Annotated in this window: 20 protein-coding genes; 1 reads left to right on the top strand and 19 read right to left on the bottom strand. The window is 28.7% G+C overall.

What is annotated here, in order from left to right; all coding sequences use genetic code 11:
• Positions 1-42: 42 nt before the first annotated feature.
• Positions 43-1,125, bottom strand: a complete 1,083-nt coding sequence (dprA, locus tag Q1J60_RS10725; protein WP_300261994.1) for a DNA-processing protein DprA — start codon at positions 1,123-1,125, stop codon at positions 43-45.
• Positions 1,126-2,649 (bottom strand): YifB family Mg chelatase-like AAA ATPase, encoded by a 1,524-nt coding sequence (locus Q1J60_RS10720; RefSeq protein ID WP_300261991.1) that lies wholly within the window; start codon positions 2,647-2,649, stop codon positions 1,126-1,128.
• A gap of 128 nt (positions 2,650-2,777) precedes the next feature.
• Between Q1J60_RS10720 and Q1J60_RS10715 the strand changes: the two genes are divergently transcribed.
• Entirely contained in the window at positions 2,778-3,146 is a 369-nt protein-coding gene (locus Q1J60_RS10715; RefSeq protein WP_300261987.1) for a YraN family protein, read from the top strand.
• Here Q1J60_RS10715 and rnhB read toward each other — a convergent pair whose 3' ends face one another.
• The 17 genes from rnhB to rpmF all read right to left on the bottom strand — a co-directional run.
• Positions 3,147-3,965 carry a ribonuclease HII gene (rnhB, locus tag Q1J60_RS10710; protein WP_300261984.1) on the bottom strand — a complete coding sequence of 273 codons (819 nt, stop codon included), beginning with the start codon at positions 3,963-3,965 and terminating at the stop codon, positions 3,147-3,149.
• A gap of 15 nt (positions 3,966-3,980) precedes the next feature.
• A complete protein-coding gene (gene ylqF, locus Q1J60_RS10705; protein WP_300261982.1) occupies positions 3,981-4,826 on the bottom strand; it encodes a ribosome biogenesis GTPase YlqF in 846 nt (281 codons plus the stop codon).
• Between the two features lie 145 nt (positions 4,827-4,971).
• The gene (gene rplS / locus Q1J60_RS10700; RefSeq protein ID WP_003449446.1) at positions 4,972-5,319 is read right to left on the bottom strand and encodes a 50S ribosomal protein L19; all 348 of its coding nucleotides are present in this window, start codon (positions 5,317-5,319) and stop codon (positions 4,972-4,974) included.
• A gap of 120 nt (positions 5,320-5,439) precedes the next feature.
• A complete protein-coding gene (gene trmD / locus Q1J60_RS10695) occupies positions 5,440-6,150 on the bottom strand; it encodes a tRNA (guanosine(37)-N1)-methyltransferase TrmD (RefSeq protein ID WP_300261980.1) in 711 nt (236 codons plus the stop codon).
• On the bottom strand, positions 6,140-6,637 hold the full coding sequence (rimM, locus tag Q1J60_RS10690) for a ribosome maturation factor RimM (RefSeq protein WP_300261979.1): 498 nt from the start codon (positions 6,635-6,637) through the stop codon (positions 6,140-6,142). The genes trmD and rimM overlap by 11 nt, the downstream gene beginning before the upstream one ends.
• Positions 6,638-6,692: 55 nt before the next feature.
• Complete coding sequence (locus Q1J60_RS10685; protein WP_300261977.1) at positions 6,693-6,920, bottom strand: KH domain-containing protein; 228 nt, start codon at positions 6,918-6,920, stop codon at positions 6,693-6,695.
• Positions 6,921-6,963: 43 nt separating this feature from the next.
• Positions 6,964-7,209 carry a 30S ribosomal protein S16 gene (gene rpsP / locus Q1J60_RS10680; protein WP_300261974.1) on the bottom strand — a complete coding sequence of 82 codons (246 nt, stop codon included), beginning with the start codon at positions 7,207-7,209 and terminating at the stop codon, positions 6,964-6,966.
• A 33-nt stretch (positions 7,210-7,242) separates the two neighbouring features.
• Positions 7,243-8,601 (bottom strand): signal recognition particle protein, encoded by a 1,359-nt coding sequence (gene ffh, locus Q1J60_RS10675; RefSeq protein ID WP_300261972.1) that lies wholly within the window; start codon positions 8,599-8,601, stop codon positions 7,243-7,245.
• 11 nt (positions 8,602-8,612) lie between these two features.
• Positions 8,613-8,951 carry a putative DNA-binding protein gene (locus tag Q1J60_RS10670; RefSeq protein WP_300261969.1) on the bottom strand — a complete coding sequence of 113 codons (339 nt, stop codon included), beginning with the start codon at positions 8,949-8,951 and terminating at the stop codon, positions 8,613-8,615.
• Positions 8,952-9,117: 166 nt separating this feature from the next.
• Positions 9,118-10,032 (bottom strand): signal recognition particle-docking protein FtsY, encoded by a 915-nt coding sequence (gene ftsY, locus Q1J60_RS10665; RefSeq protein WP_300261967.1) that lies wholly within the window; start codon positions 10,030-10,032, stop codon positions 9,118-9,120.
• A gap of 13 nt (positions 10,033-10,045) precedes the next feature.
• On the bottom strand, positions 10,046-13,603 hold the full coding sequence (gene smc / locus Q1J60_RS10660) for a chromosome segregation protein SMC (RefSeq protein ID WP_300261964.1): 3,558 nt from the start codon (positions 13,601-13,603) through the stop codon (positions 10,046-10,048).
• 16 nt (positions 13,604-13,619) lie between these two features.
• Positions 13,620-13,715 (bottom strand): DUF4044 domain-containing protein, encoded by a 96-nt coding sequence (locus Q1J60_RS10655; RefSeq protein WP_300261961.1) that lies wholly within the window; start codon positions 13,713-13,715, stop codon positions 13,620-13,622.
• A 92-nt stretch (positions 13,716-13,807) separates the two neighbouring features.
• Complete coding sequence (locus tag Q1J60_RS10650; protein WP_300261958.1) at positions 13,808-14,881, bottom strand: elongator complex protein 3; 1,074 nt, start codon at positions 14,879-14,881, stop codon at positions 13,808-13,810.
• Entirely contained in the window at positions 14,860-15,573 is a 714-nt protein-coding gene (gene rnc / locus Q1J60_RS10645) for a ribonuclease III (RefSeq protein WP_423249130.1), read from the bottom strand. Before rnc ends, Q1J60_RS10650 begins: the two co-directional genes overlap by 22 nt.
• 98 nt (positions 15,574-15,671) lie before the next feature.
• Positions 15,672-15,902 (bottom strand): acyl carrier protein, encoded by a 231-nt coding sequence (acpP, locus tag Q1J60_RS10640; protein ID WP_003458423.1) that lies wholly within the window; start codon positions 15,900-15,902, stop codon positions 15,672-15,674.
• Positions 15,903-15,978: 76 nt separating this feature from the next.
• Complete coding sequence (gene plsX, locus Q1J60_RS10635) at positions 15,979-16,998, bottom strand: phosphate acyltransferase PlsX (protein ID WP_300261953.1); 1,020 nt, start codon at positions 16,996-16,998, stop codon at positions 15,979-15,981.
• A gap of 55 nt (positions 16,999-17,053) precedes the next feature.
• A partial coding sequence (rpmF, locus tag Q1J60_RS10630; protein ID WP_300262168.1) for a 50S ribosomal protein L32 occupies positions 17,054-17,232 on the bottom strand: 179 nt, incomplete at its 5' end.

The following is a 17,232-nucleotide window of genomic DNA, read 5'->3' as shown; positions in this document are numbered from 1 at the left end:
TAAACTCTGAATTAAATCCAGAGTGTTCACCCCCTCAAACTATCATATTATTTTTGTATAATAATCTCCTGGTATAACTTCTATTTTATTTTCAAATTGCAATTCACATAATAACTCATATATGATAGATGTGTCAATATTTGTTACTCTTATAATATCGTCTATATGTAGAATATTATTCTCTAATATACTTAAAAGCAACTGATTAATATCTGAATTCTCCTCTTTTTTGCCATCTTTATTACATTTTCCTTCTTTTTTCATTTTAAAAGGTATTGAATTTAATAAATCACCTATATTAGTAAATATACCTGCTCCATCTTTTATAAGATTATTACAACCTTTACTCTGAGAAGAAAATACATCTCCAGGAACTGCAAAAACATCCTTCCCTTGATTTATAGCATAATTTGCAGTTATTAAAGACCCACTTTTTTCTCCAGCCTGAACCACTATAACTGCTTCAGATAATCCGCTTATTATTCTATTCCTTTGAGGAAAATTATATCTAAGAGGTGGTGTATCAGGAAAAAATTCACTAATTATACATCCATTTTTAATTATTTTTTTATACAATTCTCTATTATATACAGGATAATCTAAATTTATTCCACAACCAAAAACAGCAATATTATAAAAATTTTCTTCAACACACTTTTTATGTGCTTCAGTATCAACCCCAAAGGCTCCACCACTTACTATTCCAACTCCTGCTTTTCCCACTCCTGAAGCTATAAGGTTAGCACATCTTTTGCCATATGAATCACATTTCCTTGATCCAACAATGGCAACATTGGTATCTTCAGCTCTTTCTAAATCTCCCTTATAAAAAAGAATGTATGGAGGTTCATCTATATTTTTAAGTCTTTTGGGATAGTCTTTGTCTAAATATGTTACTATTTTATAGTCTTTATTATTTATATCATTAATTACTCTACTATTCAAATCAATATCAATCTCATTTTTAAATTTACTAGCGCATTTAATTCCTGTTTCCTCTATATCTTTTCTATGTATGTATATATTTTCTTCATTTCCTAATTGATTTAAAAGTTCTATTTTTATATTGTTTGAAATCTTTAAACTTCCAAACCATATTTTATAATTTAAATCAACCTCTTTCATTTATATAACCTCTCCCTCTAAATTTTTTCTATAATTAAGAGCTTCATAAATATTACTTTTTTTGATATCTTCACTGCCATTCATATCTGCTATGGTTCTAGATAATTTTATAATTCTGTCTAAAGCCCTACTACTTAAAGAAAATCTTGTATATATATTATTTAAAACTTCATGACATTCTTGATCTAATCTTATTAAACTTTGAATATGTCTATGTTTCATCTGAGAATTATAAGTTATTTCTAAGTCTTTAAATCTAAATTTTTGTCTTTCTCTTGCTTCCTTAATTTTATTTCTTATATCATCTAAATTTTCTTTTTTATTATTTGAATTCAATTCATTATAGGAAGCATATCTAACAGAAGTAAAAATATCTATTCTATCTAACATAGCCTTAGAAAGTCTATTTCTATATTTAATCCTTTCATATTCACTACAAGTACATATTCTTCCTTCATAACCACTTAAGTAATTTCCACATGGACATGGATTAAAGGCTCCTATGAGCATGACTTCAGCTGGATATGTTACACTTCCTAAATTCCTAGATATAGTTATCTCTCCATTTTCCATAGGTTCCCTTAAACATTCCAATGTTCTTCTATCAAATTCTAAAAGTTCATCTAAAAACAAAATACCATTATGAGCTAAAGTAACTTCTCCTACCCTTAAATCTCTTCCTCCACCTATAAGAGATACCCTTGTTGCAGTATGATGAGGATTTCTAAATGGTCTTTCAATTTTTCCTTGAATATTATTTAAAAGACCTGAAACACTATATATCCTAGTTGTTTCTAGCATTTCTTTTTTATTAAGTTCTGGCAATAAAGATTTAATCCCTTTAGCAAGCATTGTTTTACCTGAACCTGGAGGACCTTGTAAAATAACATTATGATTTCCTGCTGCTGCAATTATCATAGCTCTCTTTGCACTTTCTTGCCCACAAATCTCATTAAAGGAATCATCTTCCTCTGACATACAAATTTCATCTTCTCTTTTATAAGGTAGCACATCTCTATAAGTTAAAAATCCAACTACCTCTTTTAAATGAGAGAAACCATATAAATTAATATTATCAACAAAAGAACATTCTCTTAAATTTTCCATTGGTATAATAAACTTATCATTGTTATTTTCAACCCCAGATATAACAGAACACAAAGCTCCATTGACAGCCCTAAGATGACCATCTAAAGACAATTCTCCTAAATAAACAGTATTCTCTAAAATTCCACTTTTAACTTGACCACTCTCAATTAATATAGCTAAAGCTATAGGAAGATCAAATCCAGTTCCTACCTTTCTTAAATTACCTGGAGCCAAATTCACTGTTATTCTCCCTAAAGGAAATTCATAACCACTGTTTAAAATAGCCGCTCTTACTCTCTCCTTAGCCTCTCTAACGGAAGCATCAGCTAAGCCAACCAAGGTAAAGCTTGGTAACCCTTTACTTATATCAACCTCTATATTAACAATTACACCTTCTATTCCTATTAAAGTTGAACTTTTTAAACTTACAGACATATAATCACCTTCTTTAAAAGATATACTTTCAAAAATCATACTAACCATAAAAAAATTTTTTAATCATTAAAATTTTAAAATGTTTAACCTTTCACTTAATTGTTAAAAATTTAATAGAGGTGATTTAAATGAAAAAATATAATAAATCTATAGGTTTTTATGGAGAGGATTTAAGCGCAAAATTCTTAGAAAAAGAGGGATATTCAATTTTAGAAAAAAACTTTATTTGTTCCTCTGGAGAAATTGATATTATTGCTATTAAAAATGAAATAATTTCTTTTATAGAAGTAAAAAGCAGGTTTTCTAACTCCTTTGGTAATCCCAAAGAATCAGTAACCTGCTCTAAACAACGTAGAATAATAAATGTAGCAAAATACTATGTACATATAAAAAAACTCTACAATTATTATATTAGATTTGATGTTATTGAAATTAACTTTCATATTGATAGTTCTAAGTACGAATTAAACTTTTTAAAAGATGCTTTTAGAGTATAACTACAGGATATTCTTTAAAAAACTCATTCTATGAATTTCTGTAGGTCCCAATTCTTTTAAAGTATCTACATGAGTCTTAGTTCCATAACCAACATTTTTTTCAAAATCATATTGTGGATATTTTTTATGATATTTTTTCATAATATTATCTCTATAAACTTTTGCAATTATTGAAGCACAAGCTATACAAGCACTTTTTGTGTCACCTTTTATAACATGCTTATTTTCTCCATTAAAGTTCTTTATTAAATATCCATCAGAAAGAACTAAATCTGGCTTTATGCTTAGTCCTTCACAAGCTTTTATGAATACTTCATTATTACAGTATCCTATACCTTTTTCATCTATTTCCTTGCTATCACACATTGAAATAGAATAGCTTAAGGCTTTCTCTTTTATGATCTCACTTAACGCTTCTCTTTTATGTTCTGATAATTTTTTTGAGTCATTTATGTAAAAAATTATATCATCTAAATCACTAGAATCTAATATCACCGCTGCTGAAACTATAGGACCAGCTAAAGGTCCTCTTCCAACCTCATCAACTCCAGCTACATAATTATAATCACCAAAACTCTTATCAAAAAGATACATATTTTTTACTCTTTCTTCTTCTTTAATAAGATTGTTTAGTTTTTTCTCTAATCTATTTCCTAAGGATGATACATTTTTTCTTTTATCCTCTTTTAACAAATCAGCAAGTTCTTTTATTTGTGCTTTATTGGCTCTGTTTACACCTAACTCTTTTACTAAATCGCTTACTACTTTAAAAGAGTATGAATTTAAATTTTCTCTCATATCTTTTATTAAATTATCCATAATAAACCCTACTTCCTATTCTGGTTTTTCTAAAGATATTTTTCCTATTTTTCCGCCTCTAAATTCATCTAAAATTATTCCTGCAATTCTATTATAATCAATTTGATTACCTGACATTATAGCACCTCTTTTTCTAGCTATAGCATCTAAATTATCTAATGGATTTTCATGAAGTTCTGTAAGTTTATATCTAGTCATTAATTCTTCTGGATTTGTCTCTTGAAGCCTTTCAACTAGTTTAAGAGCTAATTCTTCAGTATCCATTATTTCGTCTTTTATAGCTCCAGTAAATGCTAAATTTAATCCAACAGTCTCATCCTCAAATTTAGGCCATAAAACTCCTGGTGTATCCATTAATTCTATACCTAATTTAGTTTTTATCCATTGTTTATTCTTAGTAACACCAGGTCTATCTCCAGTTTTAGCTATATTGTTTTTAGCCATTTTATTTATAAATGTTGATTTACCAACATTAGGAATTCCAACAACCATAGCTCTCGTAGTTATTTTAGCTAACCCTTTAGCTTTCAATCTATCATGTTTCTCTTTTAAAAGTTTTAAAAGAGCAGGTTTTATATCATTTAATCCTTCACCTTTTAAAGCGTTTACTTCTAAAACAATTGTTTCATCATTAGTTAGACTTTCTTTCCAAGCTTTAGTTACTTTAGGATCAGTTAAGTCACTCTTATTTAAAAGTATTACTCTAGGTTTACCAGCACATAGAACATCTATATCTGGATTTTTAGAAGATTTAGGTATTCTAGCATCTCTAATTTCTATAACAGCATCTACAAGCTTTAAATTATTTTGTATTTCTCTCTTCGTTTTGACCATATGGCCAGGGAACCAGTTTATTGCCATAATAAATCACCTTTCTATTTTTTATTTTAGGTTATATTCAATGTATATCGTAAACAAATTAAATCAATATTGTTTAAAGTAAAATTCTAATATTTTTATACAAACAAAAAATGGGACTATTCACTAGTCCCAGTTTATGTTTAAATTATCTAGTTAACTCTTTAACTTTAGCAGCTTTACCTACTCTGTCTCTTAAGTAGAATAATTTAGCTCTTCTTACTTTACCTCTTCTTACAACATCAATCTTATCGATGATTGGAGCGTTTATTGGAAAAGTTCTTTCAACACCTACACCGTAAGCAACTCTTCTTACTGTAAAAGTTTCTCTTAATCCACCGTTTTGTTTTTTGATAACAGTTCCTTCAAATACTTGGATTCTTTCTCTATTACCCTCTTTAATTCTAACGTGAACTTTTATAGTGTCACCTATGTTGAATTGAGTTAAATCTTCTCTGATTTGTTCTTTTTCGATTGCTCTTATTATTTCGTTCATTGTGCATTCCTCCTTGATATCTTCTAAAATTTTGACGTTCTTAACACACTCTGTGACAGAGGACCGCCGGTACTAGCACAAATTTTATTTTATCATACTTGTGTACTTTAATCAATATATTTATTTTGATTTTAACAATTTTATGTCTTCTTTTGAAAGTTTAATTTTTTCAAACATATCTGGTCTTCTTTCTTTAGTTATAAGAAGTGATTGTTTTCTTCTCCACTTTCTTATATTCTCATGATGACCTGACATAAGAATCTCAGGAACTTTCTCTCCCTTAAATTCAAAAGGTCTTGTGTATTGTGGATATTCTAAAGTCCCATCATAATAACTTTCATCTTGGAAACTTTCTTCACTTCCTAAAACACCTGGCACTAATCTAGATATACTATCAATAACTGGAATACATGCCATTTCTCCACCTGTCAACACAAAATCTCCAAGAGAAATTTCTAAATCAAAATATTTATAAACTCTCTGGTCTATACCTTCATAGTGTCCACAAACAAAAACTAGCTCTTCTTCTTTAGAAAGTTCCTTAGCCATTTCTTGATTAAAAGTTTTACCTCTTGGTCCTAAAAATATAACTTTACCCTTATTTTTTTCTTTAACAGCCTTTATAGCATCTACAACTGGCTGAGGAGTCATAACCATTCCCGCTCCTCCACCATAAGGATAATCATCTACCTTTTTATGCTTATTTAAAGTATAATCTCTTATATTTACAGTCTCTATATTTAGAAAACCATTTTCCCTAGCTCTTCCTATTATGCTATATTTAAATATATCAAACATCTCTGGGAACAACGTAAGAATATTAATCTTCATATTGCCACTCTCCAGAAGGTCTTATAGTAATTATTTTTTCATTCATATTAATATCTAAAACTATATCCTTTAGTACTGGAACTAATATTTCCTTCTTTCCTTGAACCCAATAAACATCATTACTTGGCGTTTGAATTACATCTTTGATTTTTCCATACTCAAATCCTTCTGTATCAATAACAGTACATCCAACTAAATCAACTATGAAATATTCATCTTCTTCAAGTTCTATAGCATCTTCACGTTCTATTTCTAAATAAGTTCTCTTTAATTTTTCAGCTTCCTCTATTGAATTTATTCCTTCTAATTTAAGTATAATTTTATCTTTAAAGTATTTTACGCCCTCTACTTTAACTTTTTTTCCTTTTAAAATAACATATTCTAAATAATCAAATCTTCTCATATCTTGAGTTAAAGGCATAACTTTCATTTCGCCTCTTAAACCATGAGTGTTTATTATTTCACCAATTACTAATAAATCTTCCATTATTACACCCCTTTTCTGTATATAAAATAAGAGTTAGGGAAATACCTAACTCTTATTAAATGATTTCTACTACAACTTTTTTATTCTCTTTAATTGCAGCAGCTTTCACTACTGTTCTGATAGATTTTGCAATTCTACCTTGCTTTCCAATAACTTTTCCCATATCTTCAGGTGATACCTTTAGTTCTAATATGATTGATTCTTCTCCTAAGATTTCATTTACATGAACATCCTCAGGTTTATCTACAAGTGACTTAGCAATTATTTCAACTAATTCTTTCATATTATTCCCACTTAAAAATAAGTAGATTCACCCCCTAGGAAAACTATTTTATACCAGCTTCGTTGAATAACTTTTTAACTATATCAGTTGGTTGTGCACCATTTTCTAACCACTTAGCAGCCTTTTCAGCATCTATTTTAACTTCAGCTTCTGGCTTAGCGATTGGGTTGTAGTATCCTATTTCTTCGATGAATCTTCCGTCTCTTGGACTTCTTGAATCAGCAACAACTACTCTGTAGAAAGGAGCTTTGTGAGCACCCATTCTTCTTAATCTTATTTTAACTGCCATTATATTTTCACCTCCTTCAAAAGTGTGTTCAATTTATTTCATAAAAGGAAGTTTACTTAAAAATCCCTTTTTGCTAACATTTTTTTGTAATGATTTCATTTGCTTCATTTGCTTTTTCATCATTTCATAACCTTTTAATATTTTATTTACTTCTTGTACTGTTGTACCAGAACCTTTAGCTATTCTTCTTTTTCTTGAACCATTTCCTATTACTAAAGAAGGTTGTTTTCTTTCTTTAGCTGTCATTGATTGTATGATTGCCTTAACTGTATCCATTTGTTTTTCTCCTTGAGAAAAATCAATACCTTCAAGCTCCTTTGTATTAACACCTGGAATCATTTCTATCAATTTATTTATAGGTCCAAGCTTTTTCATTTGATCCATAGCTGCTAAGTAATCATCAAAGTTAAATTCTTGATTTAACATTTTTTCACTTAATTTACTTGCTTCATCTTGATCAATAGCCTGTTGAGCTTTTTCTATTAAAGAAAGGACATCTCCCATTCCTAATATTCTTGAAGCCATTCTATCTGGATGGAACACTTCAATATCACTCATCTTTTCACCAACACCAACAAATTTAATTGGCTTACCAGTAATGTCTCTTATTGAAAGAGCAGCACCACCTCTTGTATCACCATCTAATTTTGTTAATATTATTCCTGAAAGATCTAATGAGTTATTAAATGTCTCTGCTACATTAACAGCATCTTGACCTGTCATAGCATCAACTACTAATAATATTTCACTAGGATTTGAAACTTCTTTAACATCTTTTAACTCTTGCATTAAATCTTCATCTATATGAAGTCTACCAGCAGTATCTATTATAACAACGTTATTTCCATTGTCTTTGGCATGCTCTATTGCAGCTTTTGCAATATCTACAGCCTTCACCTTATCTCCCATTGAGAACACTGGTATGTCTATTTGTTTTCCTACAACCTGCAATTGCTTTATAGCTGCAGGTCTATATATATCACAAGCCACAAGTAATGGCTTTTTGTTTTTCTTTCTTAAGTGCAATGCAAGTTTTCCAGCCATAGTTGTTTTACCTGCACCTTGAAGACCTACCAACATGAAAACAGTTGGTCCATTATCTGAGTATTTTAATTTACTCTCAGTTTCTCCCATAAGAGTTGTTAGTTCTTCATTAACAATTTTAATAACCTGTTGACCTGGAGTTAAACTATTTAATACTTCCTCACCAACACATTTATCTTTAACACTTGATATAAACTTTTTTACCACCTTGAAGTTAACATCTGCCTCTAAAAGTGCAAGCTTTACTTCTCTCATGGCTTCTTTTATATCTTTTTCTGTTAGCTTACCTTTACCCTTTAATTTTTTAAGCGTATCTTGTAATTTAGACGCTAATCCATCAAAAGCCATGCTTAACCCTCCTAAGCGTTTATAATTTCCTCTAATTTCTCATCTATATATTTTTTAATATAATAATCTAAATTAGAGTTCTTATTTAATTCTGCCATAAGCTCTTCTTTAATTCTATACCTTTTATCAATTTTTTTTGATAATTTAAGTTTTTCATCATAAGAATGAAGTTGCTTACAACATCTTTTGATTAAATCATAAATTGCTTGCCTACTGGTTTTATTGATTTCAGCAATCTCTGCTAGTGACAAATCTTCATTGTAATAAAGGGTCATAACATTAAACTGCTTTTCCGTAAGCAATGTTCCATAGTAATCTATTAACATTGATATTTCAAATCTATTTTCCATATAATCACCTTGCTCACGAATAAGATAATAACAAATAATTTTATAAGTGTCAAGTATTTTTACTTAACACTTATTTTTTGGATATTTATACTTAAAAAGCTGATGATTACTTATATAAAATACTATCTATTCATTTATGATTAATAATTTTTCTAAATATTTTTTCTTATAATAATGCTTCTGCAAATTCCTTAGCATTGAATTTTTGTAAATCCTCTACACCTTCTCCAACACCAATATATTTAACTGGTATGTTTAAAGTATTTTTTATTGATATAACAACTCCACCCTTAGCTGTCCCATCTAACTTAGTTAATATAATTCCATCAATAGGACAAGCTTCCATAAATTGTTTTGCTTGTATAACTGCATTTTGACCTGTTGTACCATCTAACACTAGAAGAGTTTCTTTTTTTCTATCTCCTAATTCTCTATCTATTATTCTATTTATTTTAGCTAATTCATCCATAAGATTTTTCTTATTATGAAGTCTTCCAGCAGTATCACATATTAGTAAATCTATATCCCTAGCTTTAGCAGCCTGTACGGCATCAAAAACTACTGCCGCAGGGTCTGATCCTTCTTGATGCTTAACTATATCTACATTAGCTCTTTGACTCCATATATCTAATTGATCTATGGCAGCAGCTCTAAATGTATCTGCAGCTGCTAATAATACTTTTTTACCATTATTTTTATTTCTAGCTGCTATCTTACCTATTGAAGTAGTCTTACCAACTCCATTAACTCCTATTATAAGCATAACTTTCTTTTCGTTATCCTCATCTTCCTCTTCAAAGTCTCCTTCTAGCATCATTTCTGCAATAACTTCTTTTAAGGCTGGTTTAACCATTTCAACATCATTTATCTTTTCTTTTCTTATTTTAGCTTTTAATCTATCAATTATTTCAACAGTAGTATCCATTCCTATATCTGACATTATAAGTGCTTCTTCAAGTTCCTCATACATATCATCGTCTATAGTTACAGCTAAATTTAAAGCCTCATTTATTTTATCTGTTAAGTTATCTCTTGTTTTTGTTAATCCAGTTTTTAATTTATCAAATAATTTTCCAAACATTTTTTGTCCTCCTCTATTTATCTAAATCTACTGAAACAATTTTAGATATACCTTTCTCTTCCATAGTAACTCCATACATAACATCAGCAGCTTCCATAGTACCTTTTCTATGTGTTATTACTATAAACTGAGTATTCTCTCTAAACTTGCCTAAGAACTCTGCATATCTTCTTACATTGGCATCATCTAAGGCAGCCTCAATTTCATCTAAAATACAAAATGGTGTAGGTTTCATCTTTAATATGGAGAATAATAAGGCTATAGCCGATAAAACCTTCTCTCCTCCAGACATAAGATTAATATTCTGAAGCTTCTTTCCTGGAGGCTGAACATTTATATCTATATTTCCTGTAAGTTCATCACCATCACCTAAAACAAGTTTTGCACTACCACCTTTAAATAATTCTTTAAAGGTTTCATCAAATAGCTTATTTAATATATTAAAGTTTTGTCTAAACACCACTCTCATCTTAGATGTCATTTCTTCTATAACATTTAAAAGTTCTTCCTTAGCCTTTTCTAAGTCATCTCTTTCTGTTGCCATAAAATTATACTTCTCTGATATTTCTTTAAATTCTTCAATGGCATTTACATTTACATTTCCTAAAGCAGTTATTCTAGCTTTAAGAGTTGATATTCTTACCTTATGAGAATCCATATCTTCAATAGGCTTAAATCTATTTTTCTCACCTTCAAAATTTGTATTAAATTCCTCTAAAAGTCTTTTATTTAAAATATTTTTTTCATTCTCTTGTTTTGTATAAGTTATATCATTTTTATGAATTTCTTCTTCCTTTTTAGCTATTTCAACTGAAAGAACTTCCAATATATTTTCAACAGAGCTTATTGTCTCTTTTAACTTACCTTTTTTAAGTTCAAAGGATTTAAAATTCTCTTCAAGAGTAATTATATTTACTTCTTCTTTCTTTATAAACTTCTCACATAAAACTATTTCTTTTTTACTTTCTTCCTTATTAGATTTTATATCCTCTAAATATTTAATAATATTTAGAAGTTTATTTTCTACTTCTTCTATAGAAGAATTTATTCTATTAGCTTCCTTTTCTCTTCCTTCAATAACCTCTTGAAGTTTAGCCTTATTTATTTTCATATTAGTAAGCTTATCTTTATATTTAGAAAGAGTTTTTGAAAGTTCTTCACGTTTCTTATCTAATTCTTTCACTTTTTCTAAATTAGTTACTTCTTTATTTTCAAATTCACTAATTTTTTCATTAACAATTTCAATTTCTTTAACTAGCTTAATCTTTCTTGAATCAATATCCTTAAGCTCTAGTTCTAAAGATTTTATAGAATTTTTTATTTTAAAAGTTTCATCATTAATATTTTTAATCTTGTTATTTAAGTCTGCTAATTCTAAATTTTTTTCATATATTTTATCTATAAATTCTTGTTTTTTACTACTTAATTCTTCTTGATCCTTATTTAACTTTTCTAATTCTTTAGTTAGTATATGTTCATCATTTTTTACTCTACCTAATTCATCCTCTAAAGCTTTAACTTCATTTTTTCTAGACATTATACCTGTGTTTTTTTGATAAAGGCTACCACCTGTAAGTGCTCCACCAGCATTTACAACCTCACCAGACAGCGTAACAATCTTATGTCTATAATTAAGCATTTTAGCAATTTTTATAGCATTATCTATATTATCACATATTATGGTTTTACCTAATACATAATTTATTACATTGCTATAAAGCTCTTTAAAATTTACTAAATCTGAAGCTACTCCTAAGAATCCTTTGCTTTCAACTATATTTTTGCTAAGTTCTAACTTCTTACCACTTATTATTGATAATGGTAAGAATGTAGCTCTTCCTAACTTATTTTCTTTAAGATGATTAATAAGCACTTTGGCAACTTCCTCATCTTCAGTTATAATATTAGAAATACTTCCACCTAAGGCTACTTCAATGGCAGTTTCATATCCAGCCTTAGTTTCCACAACCTCTCCTAAAACTTTGCATTTGTTTTTATTTATTTTAACACGTCCAGCATCTACACTAGCCATTATTTTTTTTACTGAAATGTTGTATCCTTCATATTGCTTTTCTAGCTTATTTAACATTTCTTTATTAGCTTCAATCTTATTTACCTTTAATAAAATCTGATTAAGTTTAGCTTGAGTTTCTTTAATAACTTTTAAGCCTTCTCTAAATTGCTCTTCTTTTTCCCTTAATTCTCTTTCTTTATCTTTCTTTTCTTCTTCTATAATTTGAAACTCTTTTTGAAGAGTTAATTTAGTTGCTAAATTAATTTTTAATGAATTATCATAATTTATCTGTTTGCTTTTTGATGAATCAAGTTTTTCATTTATGTTACTTAATTCACTTTCTAACATTATCATTTTATTTTTAGATAAAGAAATCTTTTTTAAAAGTTCTAATTCCTCATCCTTTATCTTTTTAATTTCTTTTTCCTTGGAAATAAATTTTAAATTAAGTTCATCAACTTCTTTTTCTAAAATATCAATTTCTTGTAATTCTTTTTCAAAATTATTTTTGTTTGAAAAAAAATCTTTCTCTATAGATTTTTTTTCCTTCATTAATGTATTTAATTTCTTCTTATTTTCTTCTAACTCTTCTTTGTTTTTAAGAATTGATTCATCTATATTTTTAATTCTTTCATTTAAAAGATTTACTTTTCCTAAACTTTTATTTATTTCTTCCTTTTTATCAAAATATTCTTCTTGCTTTTTAGAATGGTTGCCTTCTAAAGAGTCTAACTCTTCCTTTAAAACAAACATTTTCTCTCTTTCTTTTTTATATTTTTCTTTTTGCTTATCATTAAAAGCTATTAAATCTTTTATCTTTTCTTTTTGCTTTAATATAACCTCATCAATATTATGTAATTCACTCATAATAGATGATATCTCTTTGTTCTTTAATTCATTAGAAAGCTCTAAATATCTTAAAGCTTTATTTTTTTCATCTTCTAAAGGCCCTAATCTTTCCTCATAAGTAAAAATTATATCATTTATTCTAACTAAGTTTTCTTCTGTATTCTTTAACTTTTTCTCAGCTTCAACTTTTCTAGATTTAAACTTTACAATACCTGCAGCTTCCTCTAAAATAGCTCTTCTCTCTTCTGGCTTGCCACTTAAAATACTATCTATTTTACCTTGACCAATAAGCGAATACCCTTCTTTTCCTATTCCCGTATCCATAAATAGGTTTACAACATCTTTTAATCTACAAGGAGAATTATTTATTAAATATTCGCTTTCTCCAGAACGGAATAATTTTCTAGTAACTTTTACATCTAAATAATCTAAAGGGAGTTCCCCTGAAGAATTGTCTAAAGTTAAAGAAACCTGTGCATATCCTATAGGCTTTCTATATTCTGTACCAGTAAAGATTACATCTTCCATCTTAGCTCCTCTTAAGGTTTTAGCACTTTGTTCTCCCAAAACCCATCTTACGCTATCTGATACATTACTTTTTCCACTTCCATTAGGCCCAACTATAGCCGTTATTCCTTTTTTAAAATTTAATTCTGTTTTATCAGCAAATGATTTAAATCCCCTTATCTCAAGAGATTTTAAAAACATATATTCACTCCTATCCTTATATAAACATAATTGGTAATAAAGTTGCTAAAAAGCATATAACAACAAAAATAATAGTAATTTTTATAACTCTGTCTCTCGTAGTTTTTCTCACTTTACTTCACTCCTCATGGTATAAGTTTATATTATGCTAATTAAAATATCAATAAAAAAAGCCTTAGAGATTAACTCCAAGGCATATAATAATTATAAATCTATTTTATATACTTTTGATTCTACTTCTATATTTATTTTATCTACTTCCATAGAATTATCTACTTTAACCTTCAAATTACAATTTTGTGCCTTGTCTTTAAGTTCATTGAAGTATCTCTTTTTATCAGCATAAAGCTTAGAAACTGATTTATTACTAATTCTTATAGTTACCTCTCCACTTTTATCTTTTAAGATATTATATATATTTTCATTTATAATACTACTCTCTACTAATTCTCTAAAAGCAGGATGAAAAGGTCCATCTACAATATCCTTACCTAAAGCTATATTATCTGTAGGCTGCAAACCAATTCTTATAACCTGTATATTATTTTCTTTATATAGCTTATAAAGTTTAACACTTATAGAGACAGCCTCTTCTAAAGTATATGGCTTATAAGTTCCCTCTAAGTACATATCCTCCATAGGAGTGTTTTTCACTGTAAGGGCAGGATATATTCTACATATATCAGGTTTCATCTTTATAGACTCTTTTGTTGTTTTTATATCCTTCTCAAAAGTGTCCTCTGGCAAACCTACCATTATTTGATGCCCTAAAGTAAAGCCATATTCTTTAATTAACTTCGAAGCTTTTAAAACTTCATCGTAACCATGACCTCTACCTGATTTATGTAATACTTCCTTATCTAAAGACTGAACTCCAAGTTCTATTATGTCAACTTTATAACTTTTTAAATGATCTAAAATGAACTCATCAATATAATCTGGTCTAGTAGATAACCTTATATAATCTATAATTTCTTTGTCTTTATATTCTTTTGCGACAGCTAATAGTTCTCTTTGCTTATTTATATCAATAGCAGTAAAAGTTCCTCCAAAAAAAGAAACCTCTAATATTCTATCACCTTGACCAATTGTTTCTATATATTCTTCAATTGTCTTTCTTACAAAATCACTATTAACCTTGTTTTCTTGCTTGTACTTTGGTCCTAATATAATCTCTTTATTTTCTCCAGTTATTTTTCCTTGATTACAAAATACGCAATCATGAGGACATCCTTCATGAGGAACAAAAATTGGGATTATATAGTGTCTTTTTCCCATTTAATTTCACCTAACCTTTGCAGTGCTGCTTTAGCTGCATTTTGCTCTGATTCTTTTTTGCTAAATCCAACCCCTTGACCCATAATCTCATTATTAATTAAAAGATTTGTAAAGAATTTCCTTCTATGAGGAGGTCCTTCATGCTTAACTAAATTATAAACAATATTAACTTCTCCATTTTTTTGAAGAACTTCTTGTAATCTAGTTTTAAAGTCTAAGATTATTTCTTGATTTATAGCCTTATCTATAACATCTTTAAAGTTTTTTAAAATAAAGTCATTTGCAACTTCAATTCCTTTGTCTAAATAAACTGCAGCAATTACTGCCTCTAATGCATCAGCTTGTATTGAAGTTCTTTCTCTTCCTCCAGTTAGTTCTTCACCTTTACTCATTCTTATATACTTACCTAGTGATAATTTTTTTGAAATTTTATGCAAAGAATTTTCACAAACTACTAAAGCTCTTATTTTTGTTAATTCACCTTCAGATTTATCTTTGTAATTATTAAACAAATATTTTGTAACACAAAGCTGTAAAACTGAATCTCCTAAAAACTCCAATCTTTCATTATATTTTACATCTTTAAATTGATTTGCATATGAACTATGCGTTAATGCTGTTATAAGCACCCCTTTGTTTTCAAACTCAATTCCTATAAGTTTTTCAACTTCTATTAAATTTATATCTTTCACCTTAAAATTCATCTCCTTAAGGTTTATTCTTCAAGTTGTTTTTGAAACAACTTCAAGAATAAACTTAAATTAAAAATCCCGCTTATTGCGGGACTTTATTACTTCTCTGTATGCTCTGTAATGTATTCTACTACATCTCCTACTGTTTTGAAGCCCTCAGCATCTTCATCTGGGATTTCCATCTCTAACTCTTCTTCAAGAGCCATTATTAATTCAACTATATCAAGAGAATCTGCACCTAAGTCATCTATAAATGTTGATTCCATAGTTATTTCATCTTCGTTTACGCTTAATTTATCAGCAATAATTTCTTTTAATTTATCAAACATTCAATTCACCTCCTAAGTTAATCTAATAAAATATTATTATATATAAAATGTATAGTCAATACGAATGACATAATTTTTAAATATTTTTTTGATTATCAAAGCTTTTTTTCACAATTTCATTACTTAATTTTCCAATCAAATCATTTTCATAGAACTTTCTCGCCTGTCTTATTGCGTTCTTAAAAGCTTTTGCATCAGAACTACCATGTGCTTTTACACATATTCCCTTTACACCTAAGAACGGAGCCCCACCATATTCTTTATAATCCATTTTCTTCTTAAGATTCATTAAAGCTGGCGCTAAGAATGGTACTCCTAATTTAGCTAAAAATGATGATTTAACTTCTGATTTAATCATACTTAATATTGTAGAAGCTACACCTTCATACATTTTTAAAACAGTATTTCCAACAAATCCATCACAAACTAAAACATCAACATCTCCTGTTGAAACTTCTCTTGGTTCAACATTTCCAATAAAGTTAATATCTTTTTCTTCTTTTAAAAGTTGATAAGTAGCCTTTGTAAGGTCATTACCTTTTTCTTCTTCTTCTCCAATATTAACTAGTCCTACCTTAGGGTTATTAACATCCATAACAGACTTAAAGTAAACCTCACCCATTTTAGCGAATTGAACTAAATAAGAAGGTTTAGAATCAACATTAGCTCCTGCATCAATTATCATAAAAGGACCATTTTCACCTGGCATAACTGGCGCTAAAGCAGGCCTTTCAACTCCTTTTATTCTTCCTACAATAAGTGTACATCCTGTTAAAAATGCACCTGTACTTCCAGCTGATATAACTGCTTCACACTCATTATCTTTAACAAGTCTAAGAGCTTTAACAAGACTTGAGTCTTTTTTCTTCTTAATAGCCATAGCAGGATGCTCATTAGTACTTATTACTTCTTTAGCATCTATAAAAGTAACTCTTTCTTTATCATATTTAAACTTAGAAAAAGCTTCTTTTAAGACATCTTCTTGTCCAGTTATATATATTTCTATATCTTTAAATTCTTCTAATGCCTGAACACACCCTTCAACTACTGCACCTGGGGAATGATCTCCACCCATTCCATCTACAGCAACTCTCATCAGTTTCACTCCTTTTTTCCTATATATAAAGAAAAGAAAGTCATAAGACTTTCTTTTATTCTTCAACTGATACTACTTCTTTACCTTTGTAGTGTCCGCAGTTTTTGCATACTCTATGAGCCATTTTCATTTCATGACATTGTGGGCATTCTACGATACCTGGTAAGCTTGCCTTGAAAGTTTGAGCTCTTCTTGAATCTCTTTTTGCTCTGAACGTTTTTCTAGCTGGATTTC

Origin of the sequence: Clostridium sp. (assembly GCF_029258205.1) — a bacterium.
GTDB lineage: Bacteria > Bacillota > Clostridia > Clostridiales > Clostridiaceae > Sarcina.
The sequence above is the reverse complement of the archived record's forward strand: the minus strand, read 5'-3'. Positions and strand labels throughout refer to the sequence as shown.

What these genes read in the sequence shown, in the direction of transcription:
- dprA (WP_300261994.1), bottom strand. Translation starts at nt 1,125, where the DNA reads ATGAAAGAGGTTGATTTAAATTATAAAATATGGTTTGGAAGTTTAAAG.
- Q1J60_RS10720 (WP_300261991.1), bottom strand. Translation starts at nt 2,649, where the DNA reads ATGTCTGTAAGTTTAAAAAGTTCAACTTTAATAGGAATAGAAGGTGTA.
- Q1J60_RS10715 (WP_300261987.1), top strand. Translation starts at nt 2,778, where the DNA reads ATGAAAAAATATAATAAATCTATAGGTTTTTATGGAGAGGATTTAAGC.
- rnhB (WP_300261984.1), bottom strand. Translation starts at nt 3,965, where the DNA reads ATGGATAATTTAATAAAAGATATGAGAGAAAATTTAAATTCATACTCT.
- ylqF (WP_300261982.1), bottom strand. Translation starts at nt 4,826, where the DNA reads ATGGCAATAAACTGGTTCCCTGGCCATATGGTCAAAACGAAGAGAGAA.
- rplS (WP_003449446.1), bottom strand. Translation starts at nt 5,319, where the DNA reads ATGAACGAAATAATAAGAGCAATCGAAAAAGAACAAATCAGAGAAGAT.
- trmD (WP_300261980.1), bottom strand. Translation starts at nt 6,150, where the DNA reads ATGAAGATTAATATTCTTACGTTGTTCCCAGAGATGTTTGATATATTT.
- rimM (WP_300261979.1), bottom strand. Translation starts at nt 6,637, where the DNA reads ATGGAAGATTTATTAGTAATTGGTGAAATAATAAACACTCATGGTTTA.
- Q1J60_RS10685 (WP_300261977.1), bottom strand. Translation starts at nt 6,920, where the DNA reads ATGAAAGAATTAGTTGAAATAATTGCTAAGTCACTTGTAGATAAACCT.
- rpsP (WP_300261974.1), bottom strand. Translation starts at nt 7,209, where the DNA reads ATGGCAGTTAAAATAAGATTAAGAAGAATGGGTGCTCACAAAGCTCCT.
- ffh (WP_300261972.1), bottom strand. Translation starts at nt 8,601, where the DNA reads ATGGCTTTTGATGGATTAGCGTCTAAATTACAAGATACGCTTAAAAAA.
- Q1J60_RS10670 (WP_300261969.1), bottom strand. Translation starts at nt 8,951, where the DNA reads ATGGAAAATAGATTTGAAATATCAATGTTAATAGATTACTATGGAACA.
- ftsY (WP_300261967.1), bottom strand. Translation starts at nt 10,032, where the DNA reads ATGTTTGGAAAATTATTTGATAAATTAAAAACTGGATTAACAAAAACA.
- smc (WP_300261964.1), bottom strand. Translation starts at nt 13,603, where the DNA reads ATGTTTTTAAAATCTCTTGAGATAAGGGGATTTAAATCATTTGCTGAT.
- Q1J60_RS10650 (WP_300261958.1), bottom strand. Translation starts at nt 14,881, where the DNA reads ATGGGAAAAAGACACTATATAATCCCAATTTTTGTTCCTCATGAAGGA.
- acpP (WP_003458423.1), bottom strand. Translation starts at nt 15,902, where the DNA reads ATGTTTGATAAATTAAAAGAAATTATTGCTGATAAATTAAGCGTAAAC.
- plsX (WP_300261953.1), bottom strand. Translation starts at nt 16,998, where the DNA reads ATGAGAGTTGCTGTAGATGGAATGGGTGGAGATCATTCCCCAGGTGCA.